17 protein-coding genes and 1 pseudogene are annotated in these 18,970 nt (G+C 61.2%); 11 read left to right on the plus strand and 7 right to left on the minus strand.

Translation table 11 applies throughout. The features are described from left to right. Positions 1–543: 543 nt before the first annotated feature. The 3 genes from ACYZT4_RS02425 to ACYZT4_RS02435 are packed head-to-tail and all read left to right on the plus strand — an operon-like array spanning position 544 to position 4,012. A complete protein-coding gene (locus ACYZT4_RS02425; RefSeq protein WP_461984952.1) occupies positions 544–1,647 on the plus strand; it encodes a polyamine ABC transporter substrate-binding protein in 1,104 nt (367 codons plus the stop codon). 41 nt (positions 1,648–1,688) lie between these two features. Beyond that, positions 1,689–3,107: an aminotransferase gene (locus ACYZT4_RS02430; RefSeq protein ID WP_461984953.1), complete on the plus strand. Its 1,419-nt coding sequence runs from the start codon at positions 1,689–1,691 to the stop codon at positions 3,105–3,107. Then, a complete protein-coding gene (locus ACYZT4_RS02435) occupies positions 3,104–4,012 on the plus strand; it encodes a helix-turn-helix transcriptional regulator (RefSeq protein ID WP_461984955.1) in 909 nt (302 codons plus the stop codon). Before ACYZT4_RS02430 ends, ACYZT4_RS02435 begins: the two co-directional genes overlap by 4 nt. A 177-nt stretch (positions 4,013–4,189) precedes the next feature. On the opposite strand, the pseudogene ACYZT4_RS02440 reads toward ACYZT4_RS02435, so the two are convergent. Further along, positions 4,190–4,422: pseudogene (locus ACYZT4_RS02440) on the minus strand (hotdog family protein); the annotation flags it as partial. Between the two features lie 189 nt (positions 4,423–4,611). Here ACYZT4_RS02440 and ACYZT4_RS02445 point away from each other — a divergent pair. The 3 genes from ACYZT4_RS02445 (at position 4,612) to ACYZT4_RS02455 (ending at position 8,687) form a co-directional block, all read left to right on the plus strand. Further along, entirely contained in the window at positions 4,612–5,112 is a 501-nt protein-coding gene (locus ACYZT4_RS02445; protein WP_461984957.1) for a sigma-70 family RNA polymerase sigma factor, read from the plus strand. Positions 5,113–5,152: 40 nt separating this feature from the next. Next, positions 5,153–6,136, plus strand: a complete 984-nt coding sequence (locus ACYZT4_RS02450; RefSeq protein WP_461984958.1) for a FecR family protein — start codon at positions 5,153–5,155, stop codon at positions 6,134–6,136. A 97-nt stretch (positions 6,137–6,233) separates the two neighbouring features. After that, positions 6,234–8,687, plus strand: coding sequence for a TonB-dependent siderophore receptor (locus ACYZT4_RS02455; protein ID WP_461984960.1), 2,454 nt, complete (start codon positions 6,234–6,236; stop codon positions 8,685–8,687). Positions 8,688–8,801: 114 nt separating this feature from the next. Here the strand turns inward: ACYZT4_RS02455 and ACYZT4_RS02460 are convergent, their stop codons facing one another. After that, positions 8,802–9,953: an MFS transporter gene (locus ACYZT4_RS02460; protein ID WP_461984962.1), complete on the minus strand. Its 1,152-nt coding sequence runs from the start codon at positions 9,951–9,953 to the stop codon at positions 8,802–8,804. 163 nt (positions 9,954–10,116) lie between these two features. Here ACYZT4_RS02460 and ACYZT4_RS02465 point away from each other — a divergent pair, with 163 nt between their 5' ends. Continuing rightward, complete coding sequence (locus tag ACYZT4_RS02465) at positions 10,117–11,109, plus strand: diaminopimelate epimerase (RefSeq protein WP_461984964.1); 993 nt, start codon at positions 10,117–10,119, stop codon at positions 11,107–11,109. Between the two features lie 63 nt (positions 11,110–11,172). On the opposite strand, the gene codA is transcribed toward ACYZT4_RS02465, so the two are convergent. The 4 genes from codA to ACYZT4_RS02485 form a co-directional block, all read right to left on the minus strand. Then, positions 11,173–12,411, minus strand: coding sequence for a cytosine deaminase (codA, locus tag ACYZT4_RS02470; protein WP_461984965.1), 1,239 nt, complete (start codon positions 12,409–12,411; stop codon positions 11,173–11,175). 110 nt (positions 12,412–12,521) lie between these two features. Continuing rightward, positions 12,522–13,346 (minus strand): alpha/beta fold hydrolase, encoded by an 825-nt coding sequence (locus ACYZT4_RS02475; RefSeq protein ID WP_461984966.1) that lies wholly within the window; start codon positions 13,344–13,346, stop codon positions 12,522–12,524. A 206-nt stretch (positions 13,347–13,552) separates the two neighbouring features. Continuing rightward, the gene (gene queD, locus ACYZT4_RS02480) at positions 13,553–13,909 is read right to left on the minus strand and encodes a 6-carboxytetrahydropterin synthase QueD (RefSeq protein ID WP_065884039.1); all 357 of its coding nucleotides are present in this window, start codon (positions 13,907–13,909) and stop codon (positions 13,553–13,555) included. A gap of 75 nt (positions 13,910–13,984) precedes the next feature. Then, entirely contained in the window at positions 13,985–15,064 is a 1,080-nt protein-coding gene (locus tag ACYZT4_RS02485; RefSeq protein ID WP_461984968.1) for a patatin-like phospholipase family protein, read from the minus strand. Between the two features lie 261 nt (positions 15,065–15,325). Between ACYZT4_RS02485 and ACYZT4_RS02490 the strand changes: the two genes are divergently transcribed. Genes ACYZT4_RS02490 through ACYZT4_RS02505 form a run of 4 tightly spaced genes read left to right on the plus strand, consistent with a single transcriptional unit; the run spans position 15,326 to position 17,945 of the window. Beyond that, complete coding sequence (locus tag ACYZT4_RS02490; RefSeq protein ID WP_461984970.1) at positions 15,326–15,637, plus strand: PepSY domain-containing protein; 312 nt, start codon at positions 15,326–15,328, stop codon at positions 15,635–15,637. Further along, complete coding sequence (locus ACYZT4_RS02495; protein WP_461984971.1) at positions 15,637–15,963, plus strand: PepSY domain-containing protein; 327 nt, start codon at positions 15,637–15,639, stop codon at positions 15,961–15,963. The genes ACYZT4_RS02490 and ACYZT4_RS02495 overlap by 1 nt, the downstream gene beginning before the upstream one ends. A gap of 3 nt (positions 15,964–15,966) precedes the next feature. Then, positions 15,967–16,635 carry a response regulator transcription factor gene (locus tag ACYZT4_RS02500; protein ID WP_461984973.1) on the plus strand — a complete coding sequence of 223 codons (669 nt, stop codon included), beginning with the start codon at positions 15,967–15,969 and terminating at the stop codon, positions 16,633–16,635. Next, a complete protein-coding gene (locus tag ACYZT4_RS02505; RefSeq protein ID WP_461984975.1) occupies positions 16,632–17,945 on the plus strand; it encodes a sensor histidine kinase in 1,314 nt (437 codons plus the stop codon). Before ACYZT4_RS02500 ends, ACYZT4_RS02505 begins: the two co-directional genes overlap by 4 nt. Positions 17,946–18,091: 146 nt before the next feature. Here ACYZT4_RS02505 and ACYZT4_RS02510 read toward each other — a convergent pair whose 3' ends face one another. Beyond that, positions 18,092–18,847, minus strand: coding sequence for a methyl-accepting chemotaxis protein (locus ACYZT4_RS02510; protein WP_461988524.1), 756 nt, complete (start codon positions 18,845–18,847; stop codon positions 18,092–18,094). Positions 18,848–18,970 lie beyond the last annotated feature (123 nt).

Genomic DNA, 18,970 nt, shown 5'->3' on the forward strand with positions numbered 1-18,970 from the left:
GAGCGTGCTCCGGGCGGTGTTCCGATGATGAGCGGCAAACTAACGCGGTCATTCAGACAGCACGCGTTATCGGTGACATTCATCGCAGGCAAGCCAGCTCCTACAATGGACCGTGTGGACCTGAAATCAGGTCGGCTATCAGGCCGCCTCGCGCGCGTTTGATTTTGATCTGGCTTTTGATCTGAGCGCCCCCTCGAGAGGCCGAGCGCAAGTTCTGCGCAGTGGGCAAACCGGCATGGATGCCGGTTTAGCCGCGCACGGCCAAGGATGGCCGATCGCGGCGGGCCCACGGAGCAGGACCGGAGCGAGGGCATGCCGAGCCACAGCGAGGCACCGAACGACAGGGGCAAGAGCGCTTGGTTACTTGGCGCTTTTCCAAGTAACCCGCTGTAAGAGCGGAACCAATATCAGCCATCATCAGATAATGGATATGTTCAAAGCCCAGCCACCCCCATTCGGGGTATGGCGCCCTCCGCCAAATCCGCCAATAGTAGGTTCACCCGGTCATCCAGAACCGAACTCGCTTGATAAGGTGAATGTGCTATGCGCAAGGCCCTCACGGTGATTTCCAGCCTGTTTCTCGTCCCTCTCATGATCAACGCCCATGCCGCCGACGTGGACGACAGCAAAACCCTGCGGCTGTACAACTGGGCGGATTACATCGGTGAAAAAACCGTGGCCGATTTTGAGAAGACCACCGGTATCAAAGTCATCTACGACACCTTCGATGCCTATGAAACGGTGCAGGCCAAACTGCTGACCGGGCACTCCGGCTACGACCTGGTGGTGCTCAACGCGTCGCTCGCTCCGCCGCTGATCAGCGCCAAAGTGTTCCAGCCACTGGATAAAAAACTGCTGCCTGGCTGGACCAACCTCGACCCGAAAGTTCTGCAAGACTTGCAAGGATTTGACCCAGGCACCACCTACTCGGCGCCTTACACCTGGGGCAGCAACGGCATTACCTACAACGTCGACAAGATCAAGGAGCGCATGCCGGACGCGCCGATCGGTTCACTGGCGATGATTTTCGATCCGAAGATCGTGTCGCGCTTCGCCGACTGTGGCGTGACCCTGGTCGATGCGCCCACCGAAGTGATTCCGCTGGCCCTGAAATACCTCGGCCGAGACCCGCGAAGCGCCGCGCCCGCCGACCTCAAGGCCGCCCAGGAACTGCTGCTGTCGGTCAGGCCGTACATCCGCAAATTCGACTCGGTCAATTACCTGACCAGCCTGCCTAACGGTGACGTCTGCATGGCAATGACCTGGTCCGGTGACTACGCGACGGCCATGGCCCGCGCCGAAGAAGCCAAGCTGAAAATCAACCTCGCGTACTTCGTGCCGAAGGAAGGTTCGTTGATCTGGTTCGACAACATGTACATCCCGACCGATGCGCCGCATGTCGCCAACGCCCACAAATTCCTTGAGTACCTGATGCAGCCACAGGTGATGGCGGATGTGACCGATTACATCCACTACGCCAACAGCAACGCCGCGGCCACACCGTTGCTCAACGCCGATGTGCGCAACAACCCGGCGATTTATCCGGATGTTGCAACCCGCGAGCGACTGTTTCCGCAGAAGACTCAGGACGCCAAGGACATGCGGGCCATCACCCGTATCTGGAGCACCGTGAAAAGCGGGATCTGATGTTTACGTGATCGTTTGTTAATTGGGTTAGAGGTTTATTTATGGCGACGCCAACACGCACTGTCTATTCACCGGCGGATGAGTCCCGGCTGGTCAAGGCCGACAAGGCTCACCACATGCACGGCTATCACATGTTCGATGAACACGCCGAGCAGGGTTCCCTGAACATTGTTGCCGGTGACGGCGCCTACATCTTCGACACCCAGGGCAATCGTTATCTCGATGCCGTCGGCGGGATGTGGTGCACCAACATTGGTCTGGGTCGTGAAGAAATGGCCCTGGCGATTGCCGATCAGGTTCGGCAACTGGCCTATTCGAATCCGTTTTCCGACATGTCCAACAATGTCGCCATCCAGCTCTGCGAAAAACTCGCGAGCCTGGCGCCGGGGGATCTCGATCACGTGTTCCTGACCACGGGTGGCTCCACTGCCGTGGACACCGCGTATCGTCTGATCCAGTACTACCAGAACTGCCGGGGAAAACCCGAGAAGAAGCACGTCATCGCGCGCTTTAACGCCTATCACGGCTCGACTACCTTGACCATGTCGATTGGCAACAAGGCCGCCGACCGCGTGCCGGAGTTCGATTACGCCAACCCGCTGATCCACCACGTGTCCAACCCGAACCCATACCGCGCACCGGACGGCATGGACGAAGCGCAGTTCCTCGAGTTTCTGGTGCAGGAATTCGAAGACAAGATCCAGTCGATCGGCGCGGACAAGGTCGCCGGCTTCTTTGCCGAACCGATCATGGGCTCCGGTGGCGTGATCATTCCGCCCAAGGGTTACCTGAAACGCATGTGGGAAGTGTGCCAGCGCCACGACATTCTGTTTGTCGCCGATGAAGTGGTGACGTCCTTTGGCCGCTTGGGCAAGTTCTTCGCGTCCTGGGATTTGTTCGACGTGCAGCCGGACATCATCACCACCGCCAAAGGCCTGACTTCGGCTTATCTGCCATTGGGCGCCTGCATCTTTTCCGACCGTATCTGGAAGGTGATCGCCGAGCCCGGAACCGGTCGCTGCTTTACCCACGGCTTTACCTACAGCGGTCATCCGGTGTGCTGCACCGCGGCGTTAAAGAATATTGAAATCATCGAGCGGGAAAACCTGCTGGAGCATGTCGATGTGGTCGGCGCGTACCTGGAACAACGCCTGGCGACGCTTCGTGATTTACCGCTAGTGGGCGATGTGCGCTGTCAGAAATTCATGGCCTGCGTGGAGTTCGTCGCCGACAAACGCACCAAGGCGTTGTTTGCCGATGAGATCAACATTGGCGAGCGCATTCATTCACGGGCGCAATCCCGTGGGCTGCTGGTGCGGCCGATCATGCACCTGAACGTGATGTCGCCGCCGTTGATCCTCACTCGCGCTCAAGTGGATGAAATCGTCGAGACCTTGCGGGTGTGCATTCTCGAGGTGGCAGCGGAACTTGAGCAGAGCGGCCAGTATTTCGGCCAATGACCTCGGTCAACCGGCAGTTTCGGGGGATCGGTTCTCCCGCTAGACTGCGGGGCATGAGCAAACCCAACGACGACACACTGATCGCATTGCCCTTCGGGGCCTTGCACAAATGGCATGCCGACCTGCGCCAGGCCTTCGCCCATATCGACGAGCCCGACGCGCTGGGCTATCTGGCGTCGGCGTTCGGGCATCTGGTGTCGATCGAATCGGTAATGATCAGCCTGGAACACAAGGATCGTGCGCCGCAGTTGCTGTTTCAGCGGGGCATTGCGGAGGAGTACCGGGTCTCGCTGCTCGAACGCTATTTTTCCGGGGGTTATTTGCTCGACCCGTTTTGCCTGGCGGTGGAGCAGGGCTTGGCGGAGGGCTTTTATCACCTGGAAGAGATCGCCCCGGACAACTTCTTCGACAGTGAGTATTACAAGACTTACTACCTGAAGGCGGGCAGTTCCGAGGACAGTTTTTACATCGTCGATACCGGTGCAGATACGCAGATCTCGGTCAGCCTGTTTCAAGGCTTTGGCGGTGAAAGCCTGCGGGTCGAGCAATTGCATCTGTTGCGGGCGGTCGAACCGCTGGTGCGTGAATTCATTGCCGAGTTCGACCGGCGCGGCTTGCAGCAGAGTGCGGTGATTCAGAGCGCCAACGACACCGACCTGCGTGACGATCTCAAGCAACGCGTGCAGTCGGCGTTCGAGCATTTCGGCAGTGACTTGCTCACGGAGCGTGAGCGGCAAGTGGCGCACATGGTGCTGCGCGGGCACTCGGTGAAATCCACCGCCAGCCTGATGAGCATTTCGCCGGAAACCGTGCGCATGCACCGCAAGAACCTGTACATGAAACTGAACGTCAATTCGCAGTCGGAGTTGTTTGCCCTGTTTATCGAATGGCTGCGCAAGCATTAAGTCCAGCGGTTGTCTGCAGATTCAGGGCGGCAAAGATTCATTGTAGGAGTGAGCCTGCTCGCGAAAGCGGTGTGTCATTCAACAAACGAGTTGACTGATCTACCGCTTTCGCGAGCAGGCTCGCTCCTACAGTTGTTGTTGGTTGACCGCGAGATGTGTGGTCAACCAAGGGGGCGGTCAAACCTCGCGTTTCACCACCAGGGTCAGGATGTCGTAACTGGCCACCAGCTCACCCAATTGGTTCGTGACTTCCACATCCCACGCCACCACCCCTTGCGGAATTCCCTGCGGGCTCTTTTTTTGCCCTGATCGATTTTGCGCTTGCAGGTCAGGCGCGCCTGGATCGTGTCACCGATGCCTACCGGGTTGATGAAGCGCAGCGTGTCCAGGCCGGAATTGGCCAATACCGGGGTTGTACTTCGTCACCCACAGTTGTTTATCCATGAAACTCAGGCGGTGATAGAGCCTTGGCAATCACGAACAGGTCGGCGTAGTCGTCCTGAATCAACTTTCCCCGCGGGTCCGCCTGAACTGGAATGCATTGCTTCCGGTTAATAGGAAGCATTACTATTCACGCCCCGTCTTCACAGCACACCGCAATGACCCCAAAGTTGCCCCGCAGACACGGCTTTTTCGAGCATTACGAAGAGTTGGTTGGCACCTGGACCCGTCGCCTGAGAAATCGTCAGCAGGCCGAGGACCTGGCCCACGACACCTTCGTGCGGGTGCTTGAGTCTGATTCGGCGGCGGTCGAACAACCCCGGGCGTACTTGCACCAGACCGCACGCAACATCGCGGTGGATGGTTATCGGCGTGAGGATCGACGGGGTGCCATGGAGTCGGAGGCGATCGATCACAGAGTGTCGACATCCGGCGACCCGGAGCATTTTATGCAGGCGATCCAGTTGGCCGAGTCCATCGAGCGGGCGCTCACTGAACTGCCGATCAATTGTCGCAAGGTGTTCGTCTGGCAGAAGATCGAAGGCATGACCCAGGCAGAAATCGCCGAGCGCTTGGGTCTGTCCAAGAACATGGTGGAAAAGTACATGATCCGCACCCTGCGGCATCTGCGCGACCGCCTCGACGGACAGCAATCATGATCGGCCGCGCCTTCCCGACCGCCGCCCGACAGGAACTTCCATGATGGATACTCGTGCTTGTGCGTGCGGGCAAACGACGGTTCGCGATGAGGCGGCACAGTGGTTTGTGCGTTTGCAGGACCCGGCGGTCGACGTCGAAGAACATCAACGCTTCGAACGCTGGCTGAAGGAGCATCCTCAGCATCGCGACGAGTTCCAGTTGCTTCAGGGTCTGTGGTCGGCGGCCGATCTGCTGCCCGCCGCGCGTCTGCAGGCCTTGTGTGAAACGCCGCCGGCCCTTGGCAAACGCCGTCCGCTGCTGCGTTATGCAGTGGCGGGCAGTGTCCTGGCAGTGGCGCTTGGCCTGGGCCTGTTTAGCGGTTTGAATCAACCGTCGCCTTACACCGCCGAGTTTGCCACGGCGCTCGGCGAGCGGCGTCAGGTGACATTGCCGGATGGCTCGGTGATCGACCTGAACAGCCGCAGCCGTCTTCAGGTGCGCTTCGAAAAAGGCCAAAGAAGCATTGAGCTGACGCATGGTGAGGCGATGTTCAACGTTGCCCACGACGGCGCTCGGCCGTTCGTAGTCGAGGCGGGCAGCGGCAAAGTCACGGTCACCGGTACCCGCTTCGATGTACGTCGCGGGGTCAATGACACCCGCGTGGTGGTGGAGCAGGGCACGGTCAAGGTCCAGGGGCAGGCTGCGCCCGAGAATGAATTCATCAGCCTCACCGCCGGGCTCGGCACCCGTGTCGATGCTCAAGGCAAAGTGGCAGCGGCCTATGCGGTCAACCCGGCGGAACTGACCGCCTGGCGCAGTGGCAAACTGGTATTCAACAACGCCAGCCTGGCCGAAGTGGCCGAGGAAGTGTCGCGTTACCGGGAGAAACCGCTGACCGTCAGCAACGACACAGTCGGGCAGCTGCGCCTGACCAGTGTGTTCAAATCCGACAACACCGACGCGCTGCTCAAGGCCTTGCCGACCATCCTGCCGGTGGCCGTGCGCACCCTCGATGACGGTCGTCAGGAAATAATTTCAAAATAAATTCAGGTTTTTTTCGAGTTCATCGTCTTCTAGTCCAACTGCAACTGGTTTGCATTAACAAACGCACACTCTTGCGATCCACAGGACGCCGTTCGACGTGAAAAAGACCATCGCTAAAAACAACGCTGCTAAAAACAAAAAATCCCTCTGGCTGCCGCTGACGCTTGCGCTGGCAGTCAACGTTGCGTTGCCCCAGGCCTTTGCTGCCGATGCCATTCACATTCCGGCGCAAGCCCTGGGTCAGGCCCTGAGTGAACTGGGCCAGCAAACTTCGTTGCAGGTTTTTTTCAGCCCTGAGCTGGTCGCCGGCAAACAGGCCCCGGCGGTGAATGGCAACCTGTCGCCGGAACAGGCCTTGCGCCAGTTGCTGCAAGGCAGCAGCCTCGACTATCAGATCGACGAAGGTTCGGTGACCCTGACGCCGGCGCCGACGCTGAAGGTCGCCGCCAACGGCCCGCTGGAATTGGGCGTGACCGACATCAAGGTGGTCGGCGACTGGCTCGGCGACGCCAATGCCGCCGTGGTGCAGAACCACCCGGGCGCACGCACGGTGATCCGCCGTGAAGCGATGGTCGAGCAGGGCGCGATGAACGTCGGCGACGTGTTGAAGCGCGTGCCCGGCGTGCAAGTGCAGGAAGCCAACGGCACCGGCGGTAGCGATATTTCCCTGAACGTCGGCGTGCGTGGCCTGACTTCGCGCCTGTCGCCGCGCTCCACCGTGCTGATTGACGGCGTGCCGGCCGCGTTTGCGCCGTACGGCCAGCCGCAGCTGTCGATGGCGCCGATTTCCTCGGGCAACCTCGACAGCATCGACGTGGTCCGGGGTGCCGGCTCCGTGCGCTACGGGCCGCAGAACGTCGGCGGGGTGATCAACTTCGTGACCCGGGCGATCCCGGAAAAAGCCTCCGCGGAAATCGGCACCACACTGGAGACTTCGCAGCACGGTGGCTGGAAGCACATTGACACGGCGTTTGCCGGCGGCACGGCGGACAACGGCATGGGCGTGGCGCTGCTGTATTCGGGGGTAAACGGCAACGGTTACCGCGAGCGCAACAACGGCAACGACATCGACGACGTGTTGCTCAAGACCCATTGGGCGCCGACCGATGTCGATGATTTCAGCCTCAACCTGCATTACTACGACGCCAGCGCCGACATGCCGGGCGGCCTGACGCAGGCGCAGTACGACGCCAATCCGTTTCAGTCCGACCGCAACAACGACAACTTCAGCGGCCGGCGCAAGGACATCTCGTTCAAGTGGGCGCGGCAGATTGATGATCGCACCCAGGCGGAAGTGCTGACCTATTACTCCGACAGTTTCCGTGGCAGCAACATCGCCGCCCGCGATCAGAAAACCCTCGGCTCGTTCCCGCGCACGTATTACACCTTTGGCATCGAGCCGCGGGTGTCGCATGTGTTCGATGTCGGTCCGACCACCCAGGAAGTCAGCGTCGGTTATCGCTACCTCAAGGAAGGCATGCACGAAGAGGCCACCCGCCTGGCACTGGTCAACAACGAGCCGGTCGTTCGTCCGGGCTCCGACGGCCATGTGTATCAGGACCGCACCGGCGGCACGGAAGCCAACTCGGTGTACGTCGATAACAAAATCGATGTCGGCAACTGGACGATTACCCCCGGTATCCGCTTCGAACACATCAGCACCGACTGGCACGATCGCCCGGTGCTCGACACCGCCGGCAAGCGCGTGCTGGAAAAGAACCGCAGCATCGAAAGCAACGAGCCGCTGCCGGCCTTGAGCGTGATGTATCACCTGTCCGATGCGTTGAAATTGTTCGCCAACTACGAAACCTCGTTTGGCAGCCTGCAATATTTCCAGCTCGGCCAGGGCGGCGCGGGTGACGACACGGCCAACGGCCTGGAGCCCGAGAAGGCCAAGACCTACGAGGTCGGTACGCGCTACAACGATGACGTGTGGGGCGGCGAAGTGACGCTGTTCTACATCGATTTCGATAAAGAGTTGCAGTACATCAGCAACGATGCGGGCTGGACCAACCTCGGCGCGACCACGCACCGCGGCATCGAAGCCTCGTTGCACTACGACATGGCGGCACTCGATCCACGGCTCGACGGCCTGACCGCCAACGCCGGAATCTCCTACACGCGCGCTGTTTATGAAGGCGAGATTCCCGGCTTCAAGGGCCGCGACCTACCGTTCTACTCACGTCAGGTAGCGACCGCCGGCCTGCGTTACGACATCGACCGCTGGACCTGGAATGTCGATGCGTTCGCCCAGTCGAAACAGCGCTCGCCGGGCGTTGCGGTGAATGCCGACGGCAGTTTCACCCACAACTACATCACCGAAGGCACCGCCGATGGCCAGTACGGCGACATTCCGGGCTACGTCACCTGGAACGTGCGCGGCGGTTATGACTTCGGCGCGCCACTGACGAACCTGACGAATCTGAAAGTCGGTGCCGGGGTGAAAAACGTTTTCGACAAGCAGTACTTTACCCGCTCCAGCGACAACAACTCGGGCCTGTACGTCGGCGCACCGCGCACGTTCTTCGTGCAGGCGAGCGTCGGTTTCTGACAAAAACCGAGGTGAATTCATCGCTGGCAAGCCAGCTCCCACATGATCGACGGCGTACACACAATCTGTATTCGCCGCAGACCCCTGTGGGAGCTGGCTTGCCAGCGATGCTTTTCAGACCTTCAACACTTTTCCGCCAATAGCCACGGCCACCAGCAACACCGCCATCAATCCGAATGCAAAACTCAAACTGCTGGCATGGGCTATAAACCCGATCACCGCAGGCCCGGACAAAATGCCCGCGTAACCCAGCGTGGTGACGGCCGGCACGGCAATGTTTTGCGGCATGACCGTCTGTTTACCGACGGCGGTGTACAGCACCGGCACGATGTTCGAACAGCCCGCCCCCAGCAATGCATAACCCACCAGCGCCCATTCCCAGTTCGGTGCAAACGTCGCCAGAAACAGACCCGCCGCCGCCGTCAGCCCACCGAATACAATCACCCGAGTGGCGCCAAGACGCCGGACAATCGCGTCGCCGGTCAGCCGTCCCACGGTCATGGTCAGCGCAAACGCCGCATAACCGAGCCCCGCGTACGCCTTGTCAATGCCGCGCTCCTGGACCAGGAACACCGCGCTCCAGTCGAGCGCCGCGCCTTCGGCGAGGAACACGATGCAGCACATCCCGCCAATAAACAGCACGATGCCGTGGGGCACGGCAAACGCCGGTCCGGAACTTTCATTGCCGTAGGGCAACAGGTGCGGCGCGGCTTTGCACAGCGCGATCAGTAGCAACACAACCACCACCAGCATCGCCCCAAACGGCGAAATTCCGAAGCCGAGCAGAGCACTGACACCTGCGGCGCCGACGATCCCGCCGAGGCTGAACAGCCCGTGGAAACCCGACATCATGGTCTTGCCGCTGGCCCGTTCGACGATCACCGCTTGCAGGTTCACCGTCGAATCCACCGTCCCCAGCCCCGCGCCAAATATAGACAATGCCGCGATCAGCGCAGGGATCGACGACACCGTCGCCAGCAGCGGCAGGGCCAGGCAGATCAGCAGCGTACCTCCGGTCAGCACGCGCCGGCAGCCGAAGCGCGTGGCCAGCATGCCGGCTATCGGCATCGCCAGAATCGAACCGACTCCCAGGCACAGCAGCAGCAGACCGAGGGTGCCCTCATCCAGTCCGGCCCGAGCCTTGGCGTACGGCACCAGTGGCGCCCATGCGGCAATCCCGAAACCGGCGATGAAAAAAGCCACGCGCGTGGACATTTGTTGCAGGCGTCCGGGCACGAAAGTGGCCCGGGTGTTGAGGTTGGTCATATCGATCCTTGGCAAAAAACGTCGCGTCCCCAAGGGACAATGACTCACCGGTGAGGTTCGATCAGCGTCCCGACGGTTTCGCGTTCAGGCAGGTGACATGGTTGCACAGCCTTTGGCTGTTTCGCGATATGTTGTCGCCTTTGAAGTTTTTACCGGAGGCGCCATGACGCCGTTCTACGATGCTCGGGGCAACATTTACGCGGTCGTGGCGCCTGACGCGTTGCGTGACGCAGGGGTTGAGTTACCGGAACAGGCCAGTCTGGCGGCGCAGACCCGCACGATCTGGGCATTGGCCGCCATCGAGGCTTTCTGTGCCTGGGCGCCGGGGACGCAACCGCCCGGCAGCAAGGGGCATCGTTGCGATGGACTGCTGGTGGGGCCGTTTCAATCCGGGTCGCCGTTCGACCTGTTGATCGTCAACACCGACGGCACGCTGGCCGAACGCAGTGGCAACGGGTTGACGATTTTTTCCCAGGCCTTGAGCGATCAGGGACTGTTCCCTGGATACGAAGCCTGTCTGCTCAGGGTTCACCACGACAAGACCGATACGCCTTCACCAGGCGAAACATCGGTGAGCGTCGCGCAGGTCGAGGGCGTGCAGGGTTTTTGGCTGGACCTGGGCAAGCCGGCGTTCGGGCCGGCGGCGGTCAGCGCGCAAGGCGTCACCGGGGTGGCGTTGAATGGGCGCGAGCTGAGTCGCGTAGAACCGCTGGCGGCGCTGGCCCCGGCGTGGTCGTGCAGCCAGTTCGTGCGGGTCGGCAATCCGCACTGCGTAACCCTCGTGGACACTGTCGAGGCGTTGCCGGCAAATGAGCAGATGCGCGCAGCGGCATTGTCCGAAAGCTTGACGCAGATTGCCTATGCCATGCCGACCGGGGCAGGGCGGCCGTGTCCGGCGGGGATTAATTTGCAGTGGGCGATGCTGGAATCGCCAGGTCGAATCGCTGCCCGAGTGTTCGAGCGCGGGGAAGGGCCGACGGCGTCGTCCGGCACCAGCGCGAGTGCGGTGGCGTGTGCGGCGTGGCGGGTGGGTTGGGTCAGCGCTGGCGAAGTGAAGGTGATGATGCCGGGTGGCACGGCGCCGATTTTGCTGGAGGAATCGGGCGGTGAATTGAGTCGGGTCAGCCTGTTCGGTACGGCTCGGTTGATGAGTTGAGATCAAGATTGCCATCGCGGGCTTGCCCGCGATGGCGTCAGCCCAGTCTATTCATAGCCCGGCTCAAACCATGAACTCCACCACCGGCATCTGCCGCTTCATCAACACCTTCCCGCCCCGCACCGAATACAGCGGCAACCCTTGGCTGCGGATCACTTCGTAATCGCTGTCCGCCGACAGAATCAGCAAATTGGCCGGGCGCCCGCGCTCCAGTCCATAACGGTCGCCCAGTGCCATGGCCTTGGCGCTGTTGTCCGTGACCAGGTCCAGTGCACTTTGCAGATTGCGATAGCCGAGCATGTGGCAGATATGCAAACCCGCTTCGAGCACCCGCAGGATGTTGCCGTTGCCCAGCGGATACCACGGGTCAACGATTGAATCCTGGCCGAAACACACGTTCATGCCCGCCTCGAGCAACTCATTCACCCGCGTGACGCCGCGGCGTTTCGGGTAGTTATCGAAGCGCCCTTGCAGGTGAATGCTTTCGGTGGGGCAGGAGACAAAACTGATCCCCGAATGCCCGAGCAGACGGAACAATTTGGCGCAGTAGGCATTGTCATAAGAGCCCATGGCCGTGGTGTGGCTGGCCGTGACCCGCGAACCCATGTCGCGGCTGCGGGCTTCTTCGGCCAGCACTTCGAGGAAGCGTGAATGCGGGTCATCGGTTTCATCGCAATGCACGTCCACCAGGCAGCCGGTGCGTTCCGCCAGGTCCATCAGAAACTTCACCGAGCTGACACCCTGGTCGCGGGTGTATTCGAAATGCGGAATTCCGCCGACCACGTCCGCACCCATGTTGATCGCTTCGACCATCAACTCCCGACCGTTGCGATACGACTCGATGCCCTCCTGGGGAAACGCGACGATTTGCATGTCGATCAGGTGTCGACTGTCCTCGCGCACTTCGAGCATCGCCTTCAGCGCAGTGAGCTGCGGGTCGGTGACGTCGACGTGGGTGCGCACGTGCTGGATACCGTGGGCGGCGAGGGTCTGAATGGTTTTCTTCGCCCGGGTCCTGGTGTCTTCCTCGGTGATGGTGACCTTGCGCTCGCCCCAGCATTCGATGCCTTCGAACAGCGTGCCGCTCATGTTCCAGCGCGGCTCGCCGGCGGTCAGCGTGGCGTCGAGGTGGATGTGCGGCTCGACGAAGGGCGGCACCACCAGGTTGCCACCGGCGTCCAGATCATCCGGGCCCAGCGTCGGGGCTTCGATCTGGCGCGAGATGTTGCTGATCAGGCCGTTTTCCAGGTGCAACTCATGCAGGCCTTCTTGATTGCGCAGGCGGGCGTTGATGATATGCATCGGGGCGGGTCCTTTTATCGATTTGGTCGTGGAGCGTTCGTACACCATACGTTAGCGCAGCAGTGGGTGCGAAGGCAGCCCGACTGACAGAAGACATTACCCGCGCATCATCAACCGGGTGTGGGCAAAAACCGCAGCAGCGCCGCGACAATCGCTTCGGGCGCATCTTCCTGCACCAGATGCCCGGCATTGGGGATGGGGTGGAACTGCGCACCCGGAATCTGCTGCTGCAACGCGCGGCCGCGCTCGATGGGAATCCACTCGTCATCTTCACCCCAGAGGATCTGCACCGGGCAACGCACCGTCGGGTACAAGGCTTCAACCTCGCGGGTATAACGCTCGTCCATTTGCGCGATCTGCCGGTAAAAACCCGCTTGCCCCGGATCGTTCAGCCATGGAAGCACATAGGGTTGCAGTTCCTCGTCGGTTATTTCCCGGCGGATCGCGCCGCGAATATAGGCCGGCACAATGGCCCGCTGAATGTAATCGGGCAGCCCGCGGAAGGCCGCTTCATGCTGACGCACGTGCTGCACGAACGGCGAGCCCCAGGGCGACAGCGCCACGGGATCAATCAGCGTCAGGCTGCGGTAATCCTTGCCGTTGAGCAGATGCGCGCGCAGCACCGTGGCGCCGCCAAAATCGTGGGCGACGACGTCCGGACGCTCCAGCCCCCAGTGTTCCAGCAGTTGAGCCAACAACTCGTTCTGCACAGCCAGCGACACATCGCCGTCGACTTTGTCGGATTGCCCGTAACCCAGCAGGTCGAAGTAATACACGCGATGAGTGGCGATGAAGTGCGGCGCAATCCGGTGCCACACGTACGAAGAGAACGGCGTGCCATGCACAAACACCAACGGCGGCCCATCGCCGCGAACGGCGTAGCGCACGGAGTGCCCGTTGAAGCGGTAGGTCTGAGCCAGCGGCCAGTCAGCCATGGGTGCGTCCTCTTGCGCGGGTGCAAGCCAAAAAGCATAGGCGTAAAAAAACAGCCATGAAGGCTGTTCTTTATATCACTGACAACACACCGCTCAACTGTGGCAGCGGGCTTGCTCGCGAACGGAGTGTGTCAGTTAAAACATGTGTCGACTGATCCACCGCCTTCGCGAGCAAGCCCGCTCCCACATTGATTCGGGTTGCCCGATTATTCGCCGCGATAGATGCAGCCGCTGGTGCACGTTTCGTGAATACGGATTGCGCTGAGTTCCGGCAGCAGAGGCTTTAACTCAACCCAGATCCACTTCGCCAACACTTCACTGGTCGGATTCTCCAACCCCGGAATGTCGTTCAGATAGTTGTGATCCAGGCGCTCGTACAGCGGCTTGAAGATCGCCTTGATCTCGGAGAAGTCACGAATCCAGCCGGTGTGCGGATCAAGATCGCCACTCAGATGAATTGCCACTTTGAACGAGTGACCGTGCAGGCGGCCGCACTTGTGGCCGTCCGGGACGTGGGGCAGGCGGTGGGCGGATTCGAACGTAAATTCCTTGAAGATTTCCACAGTGTTTTCAGCTCTGTTCAGGTGGCGATCGCCGCGGCGATATGGGCAGGCGGCGAGTTTACCAGTTTGTCCTGACTAAAGGGTCAGCAAGCGCTCGCCCAAGCGACCGTTGGCGGCCAGTTCGAGGAATTCGTCGCCCAGTCGACGGCTCTCGTCCATCGCCACGCGCCAGTATTTCTGCCGGCTCGGCGCATCGCCCATGAAGCGCTTGAAATCGTTTCGGTCCGGCAATTTTCCGTAGGGCAGCCGCGCCAGGTATTCCTTCGACGGCGCGAGCAACAGCACATTCTGCAAGCGCGCGGGGCAGGCGCGGCGCCACGGAAGGGACTTGTCGAACCAGCCGGGAATCACCCGGTCGGTGAAGTGCGGGTAGAGCACGATGTCGTTGCCGCTGTAGGGCAGGTCGAGGTGATAGTCCAGCAAACCGCCGTCGCGGAAGGTCCCGGCGCCAGCGCCCGGCAGGTCGCGCACGCCTTCCATGACCATCGGGATCGAGCCCGAGGCGAGCAGGGCCTGGCGCAGGTTGCCGGCAGTCAGCGCGACGAAGCGCGAGGGGAAATCCGTCAGCGTGTTGACCGGTGGCGCCAGGCGCGGGTCGTGGATGATCAGCCGCTCGAAATGCCGCGACAGCCGCGCGCGACCGCGCAGGTTGTCGGCGATCACCGATGACAGGCCCAACCCGAGACGCCCGCGATGATCGTCGGCGAGCAAGCCGTGGCTTTTGACCACCATGATGTTCAGCCGGTAATGAGTGTTGCTCAGGATCGCGCCGTCGCGACCGTCGAGCAGGTCTTCGAGCATGCGCTGCGAACGCTGGCTGATCTGCGCCATGGTCACGCCCTTGGCAAAATGCTGCTCGGTGTACAAGTGGCCGAGGCGACGGATGCCTTCAGCCGCGTCCGGCAGGCAGGCACTGGCGAAGCGCCAGGAGCCCACCGAGGCGCCGATCAGCGAGCGTTCTCGCGGCGCGGCGGGCAGCCACTCGCCGAACAGCGCCAGGTCCAGACCCTGAATTCCCAACGCCTTCGGCCCACCGGCGGCGCCGGGCAGCGTGCCGACATCGGCGGCGGTCAAACCGCTTTCGCGAATGCGCGCGAAGGCGCGTGGGCCGGCCTTGAGGGTCAGGGAAGGAGATTTGATGTGGATGGCGGTCATACCGGTCTCGATGGCTGGCAAGCGGGCTGATTATAAACAGGCGATGCAAAACTTGCTGACATACAAAAACCTGCAGGAGCCCGGCTTGCCGGCGATGGCGCCCTTACGATTGTCATCGTCGGCAAGCCGGGCTCCTACAGATCCTGTGTCCGGGCCATGCAGCCATATGCATGTCGTACCGATGATGGCCATTCAGTTTCAATTAAGTTCGAGTCGCTAAGGTGCTGCCCATCGAAAACCATAAGAATGTCGGAGACACCCATGAAAATTCTGGCTGCCCTGTTCATCTCGTTCATTGTCTTAGGCCTGACCGCCAACCTTGGCCACACCCGGGACCTGCGCTCCGACGAAGCACGAACCCTGATTGACGCTGGTACCATTGTGCCGATCGACAAGGTCGAGGCTATCGCCATGGCCCGGCATCCGGAGTCGAGAATCATCGACATCGAATTGAAAAAAAAGTACGGCGTCTACCTCTACCGGGTTGAGCTGACCGACCCGCAAGGCGTGGAGTGGGAACTGGAACTGGACGCCACTGACGGGTTGTTGCGCAAGGATCATCAGGACACTTAATGAAATCGTTTCTGCCGCACTCATCCACGCGTGTCGTGGGCTGCCTCGCTCTGGTCCTGACGGCGTTCTGCTCCGTCACGCAGGCCCGCGACCTCGATCAGGACGAAGCCCTGCGCCTGCGTCAGCAAGGTGCGATTCTGCCGCTGGAGCAGTTGCTCAATCAGGCGCTCGGCCGGTATCCCGATGCCAAACTGCTGGAAGCGGAGCTTGAAGAAAAACACGGCGTCTACATTTATGAAGTCGAGTTGCTGACCACCGAAGGTGTGGTCCGCGAGCTGGACGTCAACGCCGTCACTGGCCAGTTACTGAAAGACAAGGAAGATTGACCGATGCGCTTGCTCCTGGTGGAAGACCACGTGCCCCTGGCCGACGAACTCCTGGCCGGCCTCAACCGTAAGGGCTACGCGGTGGACTGGCTGGCAGACGGTCGCGACGCGGTGTATCAGGGCAGCAGCGAGCCCTATGACCTGATCATCCTCGACCTCGGTTTGCCCGGCGTGCCGGGGCTCGACGTATTGGCGCAATGGCGCGCGGGCGGGCTGGCCACGCCGGTGCTGATCCTCACGGCGCGCGGTTCCTGGGCCGAGCGCATCGAAGGCCTGAAGGCCGGTGCCGATGATTACCTGACCAAACCCTTCCATCCTGAAGAACTGCACTTGCGCATCCAGGCGTTGTTGCGCCGCTCCCACGGCAAGGTCAATCAACCGACGCTGCAGTCGGCGGGATTGCACCTCGACGAGGGCCGCCAGTGCGTGACCCGTGACGGCGCCGACATTCAGCTCACCGCTGCGGAGTTCCGCCTGCTGCGTTATTTCATGCTGCACCCCGAGCAGATCCTCTCCAAAAGCCACCTCGCCGAACACCTTTACGACGGTGAAACCGAGCGCGATTCCAATGTGCTGGAAGTTCACGTCAATCACCTGCGACGCAAACTCGGGCGCAGCGTGATCGAAACCCGTCGCGGCCAGGGTTACCTGTTTGGCGGGCAAGCGCAGTGAGGTCAATCCAGCGCCGCTTGAGCCTGGGCCTGATCAGCGTGATGGTGATCGTCGGCCTGGTGCTGGCGCAAACCAGCCTGTGGTTGTTCGAAATGGGCCTGCAGCGCTACCTCGAAGCCGGTCTGCGCAACGACAGCGAAAACCTGCTGGTGGCGTTGGTGCGTGGTCCGCAGGGCTTGCAGCTGGATGAGCGGCATCTGTCACCGGTCTATCAACGGCCGTTTTCGGGGCATTATTTCCGCATCGATTTTGCCGACAGCCACTGGCGATCGCGTTCGTTATGGGACCAGGAACTGCCGCTGATGCCCGAGTCGGGTCTGCACAGCAACCTCGAATTGGGCCCGGAAGGCCAGCAGTTGCTGGTGTTGCGCTCGGACTATCGGCGTCTGGGCCAGCCGATTTCCATCAGCGTCGCCCAGGATTACACGCCGGTGCGCGAGAGCTTCAGGCGTATGCAGCAAGTCGGGCTGGGGCTGGGGCTGGCGGGGCTGTTGCTGATTCTGCTGTTGCAGCGCCTCACCGTGCGCCGCGCCTTGCGTCCACTGGAAAAGGCCCGTGAGCAGATCGCCCAGTTGCAGCAAGGCCAGCGTTCGCAACTGGATGATCAGGTGCCGGTGGAACTTGAACCGCTGGTGGCGCAGATCAACCATTTGCTGGCCCACACCGAAGACAGCCTCAAGCGCTCGCGCAATGCCCTGGGCAACCTAGGGCATGCTTTGAAAACCCCGTTGGCAGTGCTGCTGAGCCTGGCGTCCAGCGAAAAACTCGACGCCCATCCTGAGTTGCGCAAGGTCCTCACGGCACAACTGGAGCAGGTCCAGCAGCGACTCAATCGCGAGCTCAACCGCGCCCGGCTGTCCGGCGATGCATTGCCCGGGGCGTTGTTTGATTGCGACGCGGAGCTGCCGGGATTGCTCGCCACATTGAGCATGATTCATGGCGAGCATCTGCAACTGGGCTATGAAGCACCGGCCGGTTTGCAATTGCCCTGGGATCGCGAAGACTTGCTGGAGCTGCTGGGCAATCTGCTGGACAACGCCTGCAAGTGGGCGGACGCCGAGGCGCGCTTGCGCGTGGTCGAGACGGCCACTGGGTTTGAGTTAAGCGTGGATGATGACGGGCCGGGGATTCCCGAGGACCAGCGTGATCAGGTGTTCAGCCGGGGTACGCGCCTGGATGAACAGACCGATGGGCATGGTTTGGGGCTGGGGATCGTGCGCGACATCGTGGACACGTGGGGCGGGGTGATGCGGCTGGAGGAGAGCGAGTGGGGCGGGTTGAAGGTAGTGATCGACCTTCCCAAACGCTGACACAGTTCTGAACGCAACCGATTTCCCTGTGGGAGCGAGCCTGCTCGCGATATCGGTGTGTCAGTCAATACAGATGTCGACTGATACATCGCTATCGCGAGCAGGCTCGCTCCCACAGGGGATCTTCAGTGGGTAAAAATCCTGGATCAGACGCGGAATTGATCCATCAAACTCTGCTGCTGATTCGCCAGGCTATTGAGCGACTGGCTCACCCGCGCTGACTCATTGGCCTGCCCCGACAGCGACTCGGTGACGTCGCGAATCGTTGCCACGTTGTTGTTGATCTCTTCCGCCACCGCGCTTTGCTCTTCCGCTGCGGAGGCGATCTGCAGGTTCATGTCGCTGATCACCGTCACCGCGTCGCCAATCTGGCGCAACGCCGTGACGGCCTGGCTGACCTGCTCGACACTGCCCTGAGCCTGGCGATGGCTGTTGTTCATCGAGCCCACTACGTCCTGAGTGCCGCTCTGCAATTGCTCGATCACCAGACGGGTTTCTTCGACCGATTCCTGAGTGCGCCGCGCCAGGTTGCGCACCTCGTCGGCGACCACGGCAAAACCGCGTCCGGCTTCACCGGCACGGGCGGCTTCGATGGCGGCGTTGAGGGCCAGCAAATTGGTTTGTTCCGCAATGGCGCGGATCACTTCCAGCACCGAGCCGATTTTCTCGCTGTTCGCCGCCAGGCCTTCGACCTGCACCATGGCCGCGCTCATGTCGGCGGCGAGGGTGTCGATGCTGGTGGTGGTCTGGTCGATCAACGTCAGTCCCCGGCGCGTTGCCTGATCCGCGTCCCTGGCAGCCTGTGCAGCTTGCGCTGCGCTGCGGGCGACGTCCTGGGCAGTGGCGCTCATTTCGTGGGAGGCGGTCGCCACCTGGTCGACCTGACGGTATTGCTGCTCCATGCCGGCGCTGGTCTGGGTGGCGATGGCGGAGGACTGGTCCGCTGTACTGCGGGCGTCCTGCACCGAGCGTTTAACTTCGGCAATGATCGGTTGCAGCTTGTCGAGGAAGCGGTTGAACCAGCC

It is taken from the genome of Pseudomonas sp. GB2N2, assembly GCF_054897705.1.